Below are 13,698 nucleotides of genomic sequence, written 5' to 3'. Positions count from 1 at the left end.
GAAAGCTTTTCTTTCAGTATCTGCCATGCAGAAAAGATAGCTACTTTATATTACCCAAATCTCGTCCCTTTTTTAGAAGACTCTGGGGACTCAGGACTAGCAATGTCTACCCTAAAGTTATTGATAATGTACAAGATGTCAGTTGTCTGACTTATAAATGCCCTTAAGAAAGATAACTCACAGACGTTTACCCTTGTGACGTTGAATGATGACAAAGGTTTCCTAAAAAAGGCAACAGGTTACAGGGGATAATTACTATTCCCTATGCCTTTCAACACTGCTGAGTCCTGTTAGCAGTAGCTGGGCGTGCGTTGAGTCAGTGCTGAGCGGGGAATGGGCAAGGGGAGATGAGGGGACTGGGGAGCAGGAAAGATGAGGGGGACAAGGGGAAATTATTGAACAGCTCTCTCCCCGAAGTTCTGATGCCTACGGCGGGCTGCGCCAACGCCGGAAGCCGGCGCTCAGACTTCTCTCCTTGTCTCCCCCATCTTCCTTGTCTACCTTGTCTCTTCTCCATGCCCCATGCCCCATGCCCAATGCCCTATTTCTCAACTTGAAGCTTTACTATTATATCTTTGCTAGTTCGGTTTTTGATTACTCGTGCAGGTATGCCGACAGCAACGGAAAAAGCAGGAATATCTCTATTAACAACTGCTCCCGCACCAATAACACTACCTTTGCCGATAGTAACGCCATCTAATACTGTTACTCCATGTCCTAGCCAACAATCATCCTCAATCACAATTCCCTTACGAGTAACACCTTGGTATTTAATTAGCTCCATCGGATCGGCAAAATTATGATTATTGGCATATATCCCTGAATGAGCAGCAATCAAGCAGTGTTTACCAATTTTAATGTCTCCTGGCCCTTCAATACACACGTTGGGAGCAATGAAGGTGTCTTCATCAATATGTATATACGTATCTGCCAAAGACCCAATATCAACGTTACGCTCAATCGCAACTCTATCTCCTAGATGAATTCTATTATTTTTGTGTCCTCTCGCATCCATCCGCACACCCTTGAAAATATAGACTTCTGCACCGATCTGAATACAAGAAGTACCGTTAAATTCAACACCATTTTGAATATACACTGGGCTGTCTATCTGGGCAAAAATACTACGGTATCCTAAATTACGCAACTTTGGGCCGAGAAGAAGTGTCGGAATATCTCCTAACACTGTAGTTACTAAAAGTTCTTGCACGCGCTGCAATTTTGAAAAATATTGCTCGTTCATAGCTATATATATCTTTAATCAATTGTTGTTGACAGTGTTTAAAGTTGTTTTGGCTGTATTCTAATCTTCTGCCAATACCAATAAGCTCTGTGTGTACTAATACATGAGCTAAATTAGCAGTATCACCAAAATTGCCCAAAATCTTTAGATAGTTTTCCAACATTTGAAAAACCAGAGTCTGGCTTTGACTATACGAGCAATTCTTGAGGTTAGGTGTGTATAAATCCTCAATAAATATGCACAAGTGCGTTAAGTCACTAGCAGATTTTGTACTATATGCACGTAAAATTTTGGCTTATTTTTCACAAAATCAATTAGCAAAAAAATTCCAGTGCATTGCGGGTCAAAACTTAGACTCTTAAATTGTTTGATGGAAAATTTGCTGGTTTAGATAGGCTACTATTTTGGTTCTTTGGCAAATTTGAAAAGCTTGCTACCGCTAACAACACTCCTAAAGCAAATAGGGATACTGTTGTTTGTCTTGAGGCTATATCCTCACAAACAGTTTTAGTCTTTTGAAACAATTCAGTTTCACAAGCTATTTTGCAACAAAAAATACATTTAACTAGACTATATTCAAAGTTTAGATAAAATTTCTGCCTAGCATGACAATGTAATAATTATTGTTGGATTTTTCTGGGTATTTTTGCCCAAATAAAATCCAATTAGGGTGGATTATCTCCCACATCAGCCATCACATTGAAGTTAACCATCGGTGCAAACAAGTAAGCGCTTCCCCGACTGCTATGACGGCTTTCTTGCAACGAATTTCTAGAGTATGCTGCTCCAATCATGTTGCACACGGATGATTTACAGACTAGCCAATTCACGTTTGTAATGACATGAACGGTTTTTTATAACAATTGTTTTTAACGATAACACATTTTATTTTTAGTGGAACACTCTCATGAAATAAGTTGATTTCCAGATTTATTATTGATGAGAATACTGGAAATAAGTTAACTTTTTTACTAGAGCAATGCCAGCGATGCCTACCGCGGGCAAAGACTACGCTACTTAGAAATATTTTTATACACTTAGATAAAATCTATTAAGGAGGGAGATTTAAAAAATGCTGTCAGTAGTTATTAACATTTTTGCTTATATTTAGATTGTTACTAGTAAAATTAATTTTATGATTGAGCGTTAAATTTAGAATGATATCTACTATACTTGTGACACCCTCTTTATGAAAAAGCCTACATTAGCTCAAAATATTGCTTTTGTCCACATACTTACTATCTAAAATATTATAAATCACCCATTCGGGTGAGCCAAGAGGGTGATGTGTGCTTGATACTAATCGTTATAAATTTTATTTAAAGAAAGCTAAAACCTAGTTTAATTTCGAGGATAAATCTCCAAAAAAACATCTAATTTCCCAAATTGAGGTATCGGCTTTAACTCACACACTTGGTTCAAATTATGGTTTTAATTAAAGAAATTGTACAAGAAGCTTTAACTATCGGCTATCTGAGTGTTGTAGCCGAAGATCAACTGCGATCGCAGCTTCAAAGTAATTATGACTCAGAAGACCTAGATGCCTGGATCATTTTACAGCGAGCGATTGCAGCAGGTGATGTCAAACAAGAATCGCGTCGAAAAAAAGCTTCCCCCTCTCCTAAAGCCAAGGACACTTCATCAAGTATCAAACTTGCTTATCAAATGGCAGCGGAGATTGCCTATGCAGCAGCTGTAGCTCTGACGATGACAAAAAATAGTAAAGATCAGCCTTCACTAGGTGCATAAAATAACACCTTTGTAAATTATTTTCCTGATTTAGTGCAAATATTTCATACCAAGTAGTTAGCGTAGGCGTAGCCCGCACTTTTCTACGAGACGCTGCACGTAGCTTGCTTAAGAGCAGGGGTACGACAAAGCTCAGTGACCACCGCAGGCATCGCTTTTCTTGATTAATTGCTTGGTAGGGCTTTCATCCGATTCTTTATGGGATTTCCCTTCTGCTTCCTGGCTTGAAAGTGCTGCACATGGGTGGCGGGGCGTTGAGCCAGTGCTGAGTAAAAATCCCAGTCTTTAGAAGATTTTTACACGAGGCTTTTGAAACTCGTTTCATCGAGATTGCTTTCTTTGGCAGCACAATTTGATTAAAAGATAATTAAAAAATTTAACTTTACTGGACACAGCTATGGGGAATTTTCACCCTCAGCCAAGACTCTCGAATTGATCCCCGAAAGCAATACTAAAATAAATATAAATTATTTATTCAAAACTAGATTTTTTTAAGTGATATATACCGCTAAATGATTAAATCTTAATATACCAAGTATATGGCTTAGAGTCAGGCATAGAATTAGAAACACCTTAGTGTAAACTTTAGCAACGAGGTTAAAAATAATTCTCAATGCTTAACAAAGTCATCGCTTTTTCACAAATTACAGTATAAAGAATTGGCAACATTGGTAAAGAGAGTAAACAATAACCATAGCTAAACTTGGAGTTTTGCCAACCTATGCAGCCAATTCGCACATTTAACGTATCCCCTTCACTACCGCCGCGACTCGAACCACTACGGCGGCTGGCATATAACTTGCACTGGGATTGGAACGTTGATACTAAAGATTTATTCCGTCGCTTGGACTCTGACCTGTGGGAGTCTAGCCATCATAATCCAGTGTTAATGTTGGGTACAATCTCTCAATCGCGGCTTCTGGAAGTTGTCGAAGATGAAGGCTTTTTAGCGCAAATGGATCGAGCTGACCGTCAGTTAGACGATTATTTGCAAGAGCGTACCTGGTATCAGAAACAACGGGAGGAGAAACCTAAAGAATGTTACGCCTATTTTTCGGCGGAATTTGGACTTGTAGATTGTTTACCCGTCTATTCTGGAGGTTTAGGTGTTCTGGCGGGGGATCACCTCAAATCTGCCAGTGACTTGGGGCTACCGCTTGTCGGTGTCGGTTTGCTGTATCAGCAAGGCTACTTTGCCCAGTATCTCAATGCCGATGGCTGGCAGCAAGAACGCTACTTGCTCAACGATTTCTATAATATGCCTTTGCATTTGGAGCGCAATGCCGATGGTTCAGAACTGCGGATTGCGGTAGATTATCCAGGGCGTAAGGTATATGCCAGAGTTTGGCGCGTACAGATAGGAACGGTTCCCCTGTATTTGATGGATACCAACATAGAACCGAACAACACTTACGACCACGACATCACAGATCAGCTGTACGGTGGCGACATCGATATGCGTATCCACCAGGAAATTATGTTGGGGATCGGTGGCGTGCAAATGCTCAAAGCTTTGGGGCTGAAAGTTACCGCCTACCACATGAATGAAGGCCACGCCGCCTTCTCTGCCCTAGAACGCATCCGCTTGCTGATTCAGGAAGAGGGACTGAATTATGCCCAAGCTAAACAGGTGGTGGCTTCCAGCAATATTTTTACTACTCACACGCCAGTACCAGCGGGAATTGACTTGTTCGCTCCCGAAAAAATGTTGTACTACTTGGGGTACTATGCAGAGATATTTGGATTGCCCAAAGAGCAATTTTTAGGACTGGGGCGTGAAAATACAGGCGATTTATCTGGGCCTTTCAGTATGGCAGTGCTGGCGCTGAAAATGGCAACATTTTCTAACGGTGTTGCACAACTCCACGGTGTGGTGTCGCGGCAAATGTTCCAAGGCTTGTGGAAGAATGTGCCAGTGGAGGAAGTACCGATCGCCGCAATTACCAACGGTGTCCATGCTCGGAGTTGTGTGGCAAAATCGACTCAAGAATTGTATGATCGCTACCTCGGCCCAAATTGGTCATCAGCACCACCAGATAGCCCATTGTGGGAGCGGATGGACGCCATTCCCGATGAAGAATTGTGGCGCAATCACGAACGCTGCCGCTTAGATATGATTTTGTATGTGCGCGAGCATTTGGTCAAGCATTTGCGTGATCGCGGCGCTTCCGCTTCCGAAATTACCCAAGCCCAAGAAGTTTTAGATCCTTACGCGTTCACCATTGGCTTTGCCCGTCGTTTTGCCACCTACAAACGTGCTACCCTGTGGATGCGCGATTTGGATCGCATTAAGCGGCTTTTACTAGCTAACAAAAACCGGAAAGTGCAATTTGTGATTGCTGGTAAAGCACATCCCAAGGATATCCCCGGTAAAGAACTCATCCGCGAGATCAATCACTTTATCCGCGAACAGCATTTAGAAAAACAGGTAGTGTTTGTTCCGAATTACGACATTTACATCTCCCGGTTGATGGTTGCAGGTTGCGATATCTGGTTAAATACACCGCGTCGTCCACGGGAAGCCTCTGGTACTAGTGGCATGAAAGCGTCTATGAATGGATTGCCAAATTTAAGTGTGCTAGATGGCTGGTGGGATGAAGCTGATTACGCCCGCACAGGCTGGGCAATTGGACATGGAGAGAATTACGACGATCCTAACTACCAAGATGAAGTAGAAGCAAATGCTCTCTACGAATTGTTAGAGAAGGAAGTTGTACCGCTATTTTATGAACATCGGGATACTGATGGTTTGCCGCGTCCGTGGGTTGCCAAAATGAAGGATGCAATTCGGTTGAATTGTCCCTTCTTTAATACAGCGCGGATGGTAGGAGATTATGCCCAAAGGGCTTATTTCCCAGCTAGTGATCGCTATCATACTCTGACTGTTGATAAATATGCTCCAGCCAAAGAACTAGCCGCTTGGAAAGAAAAACTGAGCGAACACTGGTTCAACATCAAAATCAAAGATGTTGACGTATCGGCAGCTTTAGACATTGAGGTTAATCAAACCGTTGCTGTCAAAGCCAAGGTTGACTTGGCAACTTTGACTAATAATGATGTGCAGGTGGAGTTATATCAAGGTGCGATCGATGCCAATGGTGAGATTGTCAACGCTGTGCCAGTAGTGATGGATTACCAAGGCGAGGATGGACAGCAATTGAGTATTTACACTGGTAATATCATCTATACTGCTTCTGGTTTACAAGGCTTGTCTTTGCGTGTATTGCCGAAAAATAAAAATCTGGCTAATCCTTATGAGCCAAGGTTGATTGCTTGGGCAGAGTAAGAGTAGTGAGTAGTTCTTAAATACTCAAGATTAGGCGTTGCTAATTCAAGTTTAGCAACGCTTTTTATTATGCTACGCAGTCACGCCCAAAAAATAACTACTGCTAGAATTATTCCAGTCTCAGCTTTTTTTTGCTCCTTTTTCAACCCGTCGATCTCACGTCCTCTTAGGGGTTTCAAAGGCTATTTTTATGTCTCGTTCAAGTTTTCTAGTTACCCAAAACACACCACAGATTCAGCAAGGCATCCTCGACTTCTACCTGAAAAAGGCTGACAGGTTTCGGGCGTACTTTCCAGGAGGGGAGGAGTTAAGTGGCAGCAGACCAGATTTTTTAGCGCTTGAGGAAGTGTCTGTACAACCTTGGTCAGGAATGGTGGGCTGTATAGTTGTTGAAGGCACTTTAACGTCAGCAGCAAGAGCGCTCATCCGAGAACGCGGAAAATTTCAGGAAGATGGCTGCTATCATCCTTTGCAATTATGGAGCTATGAGTTAATCAATGACACTGAGGTGTTACTGCGGATCACAGACTTTTCGGTTTGGATGGTCTTCGCTACGCTCTCTGAGCTACAAAGCTTGGAGAAACAAAAGATTCCCGTCAGTGAATGGCAAGAAATTTCTTTTGAACCTGAGGAAGGAGTGACGCCACTGCCGATGGATGAAACTGACCTAGAGCAAATCACCCAGGCAATTAAGGAAACGTTTTTTCCCAAACACAATTAACTACAAATCTACAATACCCCCATTGATTAGTCGGCGTTGCAGAACAGTGGGATGAATTGGGGCAAGCAGGGGAGGCAGGGGAAGCAAGGGGAGAATTTTGGATTGGAAGTTACTAAATCATCCCGCAACTATGCAACGCCGATTAGTCTAGTTTACTAGGGATAAGATATTGCGATCGCGTCGCAATATCTAAATCAGAAGCAAGGACTCTAAAGCAGTATACGCGAAGCCTTTGCTCAAATTCTTTGAGGGATAACAATGTAGCCAGTGGTGCGATCGCCTAATACCAAATTACGTTCTTCTCCCCAATACCACCAATAAGCAGCAACATAAGCGCAAATTAAGCTATCTAGTTTATCTTCGGTTGCTTTGAGTGCTGCGCCTGTGGTGGGGATTTCCAGAAGGAAGGAACCGCAGAGGCGCAGAGGGCGCAGAGGAGGAGAGAAGGAGGGGAGAATATCGAGAAGATAATTTTGGAGTTTAATTAGTTCTAGACGGCGCTCATTGAGGCGTCCTTTTTTATATTTGAGGATGCGTTCTAAGTTGAATAAATTAACAATTGCTGGATGGGGAAAGACTTCTATTTGATATCTGCTGAGTCTTTGCGGTTCAATCGTGGGAGCGTGTACAAAACCACGTGATTCCAATTCTAAACCAAAGTTGATGGTGCGCTCTGCGAAGGGTAGGTTTTGATTAGCTGGGTAGCATCCCGCATGATATTTACCAAAGTATTTGTGGCTGAGTTTGTCAGGGAGGCGACTCCCGTTAGCGTTGGGTATAAGGGTAGGTGCATCTACGGCAATAATGGCTGGTTCGTCTGCTTGTACGCTTTGATCGATCCAAATAAGGATATCTGCAATGGCATCTTTGCAGTCTAAATCCAGTAGTTGTAGTTGTCCATCTACCCATTCTAAGCAGCACAGTCCACTTGGTTGCGATCGCCAGCCTAAATCAATGCCAATAAACTTCATGGTCATAACACGAACTTGCAATTATTTTCGCATTTTCGGCAACCATTTACCTAAATTTACTTGCTAAAAATTGTGATAAATAATCTTATAATCTTAAGCAGCTTGTCTTAATTTATTTTATCTGGCAATAAGTCAATCAAGATTATTCCAATGAAAATTTTATTTTTACATCCTAATTTTCCCTCACAATTTCGCAATCTGGCGACAGTTTTAGGTAAAGATCCTAATTGCCAAGTCGTCTTTGGGACAAATCGTCGGGAAGGGGAAATACCTGGCGTTTATAAAGCTATTTACACTCCTTCTCGTGAAGCGGCGCCTCAAACTCACCACTACGTTCGCAACCTAGAAAATGCTGTTCTCACGGGGCAGGCTATCTATCGCGTGGCAGAAAAATTAAAGGCTGAGGGTTTTGTTCCAAATATAGTTTATGGTCATTCTGGTTGGGGGCCAACTTTATTTATCAAAGATGTTTTCCCCAAAGCAGAATTATTGTGTTATTTCGAGTGGTTTTACCATGCTCACGGTTCGGATGCAGATTTTGATCCCAGTGAACCACTAAATGCTGATGATGAATGCCGCATCCGCGTGAAAAATGCACCGATTTTGACTGATTTATATAGCTGCGATCGCGGTCTTTCTCCCACCAATTGGCAGCGTCAGCAGTTTCCCAAAGAATATCATAGCAAACTCACTGTAATTCATGATGGTGTTGATACCAATTATTTTGTCCCCAAACCAGGTGCAAAGTTAGCTTTACCAAGAATAAATCTAGATCTTTCTCATGTGGAAGAGTTGGTAACTTATGTAGGACGAGGAATGGAACCTTATAGAGGTTTTCCACAGTTTATGGAAACAGTGGCGCTAATTCAGCAGCGACGACCTAAGTGCCATGTAGTAATCGTAGGAGAAGATCGAGTTGCTTATGGTAAAAATCTCCCCGATGGTCAGACTTATAAACAATTAATGCTAGAAAAATTATCTTTAGATTTATCGAGGCTGCACTTTACAGATAGGCTTCCTTACAATGAGTACCTTCAGATTTTACAAGCTTCTTCTGCCCATGTTTATTTAACTCGTCCTTTTGTATTATCCTGGTCAATGTTAGAAGTAATGGCAGCAGGATGTTTACTAATAGCTTCTAAAACTCCGCCAGTATTGGAAGTTGTCCAGGATGGGGTGAATGGACTGCTGGTAGATTTCTTTTCTCCCCAGAATATTGCTAATCGGGTTGAAGAGGCGCTGAATCATCCTCAGGAGATGAATGCAATTCGTGCAAATGCGCGAGAGACAATTATCAAACGTTATGCTTTGGCAAAACTGTTACCACAGCATTTACAATGGATATTTGCTGGTAAAACTTCTGATAGTTTAAAAAAGCGTCCAACTTCTAAAGGATTTGGCAGAAATTAGATGACATTGGTCATTAGTTATTAGCCTCTTGCATAAATATTTTTGCCTCAAGTAAAGAGGCAAAAAAGCCTGAAAATAAGGTTTTTTGTAAGAAGTATATTAATTATAAGTTATTGGTAAATAACAAATAATAAATGACGCACAAATACAAAATCGATATTGAAAATGCGAATTATTTTGACTATTGCTCATTTTTTTAAACCTAGTAATGAGGGTCGTCATGCTTCCCAACGCAAAGACCCACAACCCCGTTTGGAGGCGTTAACTATAAGTATTACCTCTTTACACCAATTATTTGGCAAATCTCAGAGTATAATCAATATTGCTCAACGACTAGCTTTTCCTGCTAATCAGCCGCAGTCTCACGAACTAGATATTGTTATTTGTACAACTAAAGATAATCATCTTCTTAATCAGCTTCCCTTACCATCCCATTTATATAGGCATCATTCTAGCAATGCAGAACCTCTATTTTTAGGGTTTGAGTGCCAAGCTGTTCTGCAAAGTTGTCTTGGTCAGTATGATTACTACTGCTTTCTTGAAGATGACTTAATTATCCACGACCCTTGGTTTTTTATAAAATTAAACTGGTTTACCCAACAAGCGGGTGATTTAAATTTGCTTCAGCCAAATCGTTATGAAGTCTCTCCCAACGGTTTGGTTCACAAAGCTTATATTGATGGGGATTTGGCTCTACGAGTAACTGCTCCCTTTCAAAATGTGCAGGAGCATCAGGAACTCAAGGGTACAATTATGAATGCACCAATTACCTTTCGTCGTGCCCTCAATCCTCATGCAGGCTGCTACTTTTTAAATGCAAATCAAATGGCTTACTGGACTAATCAAACCTATTTTCTTGACCGAGATATTAGTTTTGTTGGGCCTCTAGAAAGTGCTGCCACTTTAGGAGTTATGAAGACATTTAAAATTTACAAAACTTCGCCTGCTCAAGCAAGCTTTTTGGAAATTCAGCACTTTGGAACTGGATTTTTGGGACTAATTGGAGGACAGGTTGGTTTGGCAGAAAGGTAAATCAAATTTAATATTTTGACCATTTTTACTTATAAAAATAGATTTAAATTTTTATTTATTGTTTGATAGTTTTATATAAAAATAATAGGGTGAGCATTGTAACGCCCACCCTATTAATAGCAACAAATTTATTTAAGCGTGTTGTTTTTTCTTGCGAAGCTGTGGAAGTTGGCTAGCCATAAAACTCAAACCTGTCAAGAGTAAACCAATTGTCCCGGCAGATTCTGGTACGGACTTAAGATCGCCCTTGAGAGCTATTCCATCATTACCGCACTCTAGGAAGATATTAGTAACATAATTACCCTCGCCGATTAAAGCCTTATCAAAGGAAAAACCAATCGTGTAGTCGCCACTGGCAGAAAAGTTAGCAAAATTTAGTCCAGCACTATTGAGTTGCTGATCATTGAGCATGGAGATATTTCCAACTTTTGTACCTGACCCAATGGCGTTGAGAATTGGTGTATTATTCCAAGTAGGATTCTGAGCAACATCAGATTTGTAGTAGTAATTGTAAACGTCTTGTTGGGTCGCTAGGTCTGTACCTTGGGTATTATTCTGACCTATTGGTTTATACGTAAAAGCGATTACCGTCCCCAGAGTAAGACGCAAAGAGATGAAAATCTTGAGTTTAAGAATCCGATACTTGGTAAGTAGAGACAGGATTAATTTTATCTCTACTTACACAAACATTAACTAACAGGTGATAACTGATAATTTGCTTTTTCCGTCTCTTGTGTTTGCTGCTGTTGTTTCAATGCTTCTAATTGTGTCTCTAGTTGTAGCTTTACTTCATGACGAAAGCTGAAGAAGTGTTCACCAAAGCTCAATGCTACGAGGTAATCATACAATAAATCCGGTTTCTGGAAAGCGATCGCAACCAATTGCCACCAAAAACGCCAACGAGTTGAGCGAACAATACCCTGTCGCCAAACAATTATCGGAAACAAACGCAGCTCATGCCAAGTTATAGGACGTTTTCCCTTGGGACGCTTACCTGACATCAAGTTAAAGTGGTGGAAGGTGCGCTGAAGATAAAGTATCGGGTCGTATAAATTCCAAAAAGTATCAATATACTCTTTGATAATTTCTTCCAAAGGACGAGTAGGTACAAAGTTCATCAAACCTTTCTGAGAACCCATGAAATCCATTAACCCTTCTTTGAGGCGTCCTTCTTGCTTGAGGCGATTCCACATCGTTGTGTTAGGTAATGCTTGAAGCAACCCAAGATGGGCTTGGGGAATACCGGTTTCTTCTACAAATGTTTGAATGCGTTGTCCTGCACCTGGTTTTTCGCCATCAAAACCGATAATGAACCCAGACATAATTTGTAGTCCGGCTCGTGTAATCTTGTCGCAAGACTCTAACAGCGATTGGCGGGTATTTTGTTCTTTATGGGCTACCGCTAAACTTTCTATATCCGGTGTTTCAATGCCCATAAATACCATTCTGAACCCAGCTTGCACCATCAACTCAATCAGCTCGTCGTCCTCTGCTAGATTCAAGGACGCTTCTGTGAGTAACATAAATGGATAGTTACGCTCTTGCATCCAGGGAATTAGCGATCGCAAAAACACTTTAGCATTGCGTTTGTTACCAATAAAGTTGTCATCTACAACAAATACCAATCGTCGCCAGCCCATTTGATATAAGACTTCCATCTCAGCCAGCATTTGCTCTGGTGTTTTTGTGCGCGGCTTGCGACCAAATAAGGTGATAATATCGCAAAATTCACACTGGAACGGACAGCCCCGCGAAAATTGCACGGTGATTGCTAGGTAAGCATCTAAGTCTAGCAAGTCAAAACGGGGTATAGGTGTTTGAGTAACATCGGGTTTTTCTGTAGCGCGGAAAATTCCTTTTGTTTCTCCCTGCGCCAATGCTTCTAAAAATAAGGGGATAGTACATTCCCCTTCATCCAAAATTAAATAATTAGCTCCTGCTTCCAAGGCAAATTCTGGTACTGAGGTAGCAAAAGGCCCGCCAACTACAACTTTTTTACCTAATGCTACCCCTTTTTGAATTAATTCCCACAAATCTTTTTTCTGGATAATCATTGCAGAGATGATTACCAAATTACACCAATCCCAGTCTTCATCTGTCTCTGGGCGGATATTACGATCCACTAATCTGATTTCCCAATCACTTGGTAGCATTGCTGCTACTGTAATTAAACCTAATGGCGGATTTGTAGAGCGTAAACCTGCCAAATCGAGGGTTTCCTGATAAGACCAGAAAGAATTGGGCATTATAGGCCAGAGTAGTAAAGCTTTCATCAGCAGACTCCCCGGAGTGGAAAAATTAACTAATAATTTCCAGATTACTGCTACTTTCTCTAACAAAAAATTAAATTTTGTCTAATAATTTTATTTGGCGATCGCCTAGAGTACTCAATAAGGGCAATCTCAGTTGTCAGTTAATCGCGGCGTGAATGTGACAGTTGTAATGAGCGATCGCTTTTCCAAGTTTTAGCTTGATAACGATACCGCCACATCACAAAGCCAGTGATAAATAAAATTAACGGTGCAAATCCGACAAAGATGTAGAAAATACGAGATGGCAATCCCCAGAAAGTACCATAGTGCAAATCGCCAAAAGAATTGAGGACGCGATCGCCTAATGATGCAGTCGCCATCGTAGATACCTGTACCTTGCCACTGTGTTGGTCAAGAGAAACATCACCAAGATCAAAGCTAAACCCAAAAGTGTCTTCTGGGTTATCTGGAATGGAAATATACTTAAGTGATGCATTGGGCAAAGCAGCTTGAGCGATTTTTAACTGGTCTTTTAGTCCTAACGGCAACTTACCTGCAATGGGCACAGATATTGCTGGATTGCTGAAAGTGATAGCGTAGATTATCGGGTTGACAAATTCAGATAAATTCCAGCAAAACCCTATGAAAAAGGAAAAGACTAAAAATACACCTGCGATCGCACCAGCAACTTTGTGAACATCAAAGTTGACTCGCTTGGGATGAGCATTCCACTTGATTTTGAAACCTGCGATCAACTTGCGCCAACCAGGCCATAAGATAATGCCCGTAATGCTCAAGATTGTGAACAGTAATCCAACAATGCCCACAAACTTACGACCAATCTCACCACTTAAAAGAGTGTAGTGGAGTGGATACATGACCGAAAATATCTTTTGGAGCAAACTGCGCTTGGAGTTGAGAATTGCTCCTGTATAGGGATTAACGGGACTTAAACAAAAAAGAAAGCCAAAAGAAGGTATGATAATTTAGCAGTATAGCTTTTACGTTAAAGCCACACCAGATCAAAGAGACAA

Annotated in this window: 11 protein-coding genes; 5 read left to right on the top strand and 6 right to left on the bottom strand. The window is 41.2% G+C overall.

Features of this window, described 5'->3' with window-relative positions; genetic code table 11:
• Positions 1-541: 541 nt before the first annotated feature.
• Positions 542-1,243: an acyltransferase gene (locus V7K56_RS22305; protein WP_334913677.1), complete on the bottom strand. Its 702-nt coding sequence runs from the start codon at positions 1,241-1,243 to the stop codon at positions 542-544.
• A gap of 665 nt (positions 1,244-1,908) precedes the next feature.
• Positions 1,909-2,046, bottom strand: coding sequence for a hypothetical protein (locus tag V7K56_RS22300; RefSeq protein WP_174707946.1), 138 nt, complete (start codon positions 2,044-2,046; stop codon positions 1,909-1,911).
• Positions 2,047-2,668: 622 nt separating this feature from the next.
• Here V7K56_RS22300 and V7K56_RS22295 point away from each other — a divergent pair.
• The 3 genes from V7K56_RS22295 to V7K56_RS22285 all read left to right on the top strand — a co-directional run bounded on the left by V7K56_RS22295 (position 2,669) and on the right by V7K56_RS22285 (position 6,999).
• The gene (locus tag V7K56_RS22295; RefSeq protein WP_334913675.1) at positions 2,669-2,992 is read left to right on the top strand and encodes a hypothetical protein; all 324 of its coding nucleotides are present in this window, start codon (positions 2,669-2,671) and stop codon (positions 2,990-2,992) included.
• A gap of 721 nt (positions 2,993-3,713) precedes the next feature.
• Complete coding sequence (gene glgP, locus V7K56_RS22290) at positions 3,714-6,278, top strand: alpha-glucan family phosphorylase (RefSeq protein WP_334913673.1); 2,565 nt, start codon at positions 3,714-3,716, stop codon at positions 6,276-6,278.
• A gap of 190 nt (positions 6,279-6,468) precedes the next feature.
• Entirely contained in the window at positions 6,469-6,999 is a 531-nt protein-coding gene (locus V7K56_RS22285; protein WP_334913671.1) for a hypothetical protein, read from the top strand.
• A 236-nt stretch (positions 7,000-7,235) separates the two neighbouring features.
• Here V7K56_RS22285 and V7K56_RS22280 read toward each other — a convergent pair whose 3' ends face one another.
• Positions 7,236-7,970, bottom strand: coding sequence for a DUF429 domain-containing protein (locus V7K56_RS22280; protein ID WP_334913844.1), 735 nt, complete (start codon positions 7,968-7,970; stop codon positions 7,236-7,238).
• Between the two features lie 150 nt (positions 7,971-8,120).
• Here V7K56_RS22280 and V7K56_RS22275 point away from each other — a divergent pair, with 150 nt between their 5' ends.
• Positions 8,121-9,380, top strand: coding sequence for a glycosyltransferase family 4 protein (locus V7K56_RS22275; RefSeq protein WP_334913669.1), 1,260 nt, complete (start codon positions 8,121-8,123; stop codon positions 9,378-9,380).
• 165 nt (positions 9,381-9,545) lie between these two features.
• Positions 9,546-10,412 (top strand): calcium-binding protein, encoded by an 867-nt coding sequence (locus V7K56_RS22270; protein ID WP_334913667.1) that lies wholly within the window; start codon positions 9,546-9,548, stop codon positions 10,410-10,412.
• 132 nt (positions 10,413-10,544) lie between these two features.
• On the opposite strand, the gene V7K56_RS22265 is transcribed toward V7K56_RS22270, so the two are convergent.
• From V7K56_RS22265 to V7K56_RS22255, 3 genes are all read right to left on the bottom strand, one after another.
• A complete protein-coding gene (locus V7K56_RS22265) occupies positions 10,545-11,021 on the bottom strand; it encodes a hypothetical protein (RefSeq protein WP_334913665.1) in 477 nt (158 codons plus the stop codon).
• A gap of 80 nt (positions 11,022-11,101) precedes the next feature.
• Positions 11,102-12,685 carry a B12-binding domain-containing radical SAM protein gene (locus V7K56_RS22260; RefSeq protein ID WP_334913663.1) on the bottom strand — a complete coding sequence of 528 codons (1,584 nt, stop codon included), beginning with the start codon at positions 12,683-12,685 and terminating at the stop codon, positions 11,102-11,104.
• A 140-nt stretch (positions 12,686-12,825) separates the two neighbouring features.
• A complete protein-coding gene (locus V7K56_RS22255) occupies positions 12,826-13,644 on the bottom strand; it encodes a PepSY-associated TM helix domain-containing protein (RefSeq protein ID WP_334913842.1) in 819 nt (272 codons plus the stop codon).
• Positions 13,645-13,698 lie beyond the last annotated feature (54 nt).

Source organism: Nostoc sp., assembly GCF_036917535.1.
In the GTDB taxonomy this organism is placed as follows: Bacteria; Cyanobacteriota; Cyanobacteriia; order Cyanobacteriales; family Nostocaceae; genus Nostoc.
This window is presented reverse-complemented; position numbering and strand designations above follow the sequence as displayed.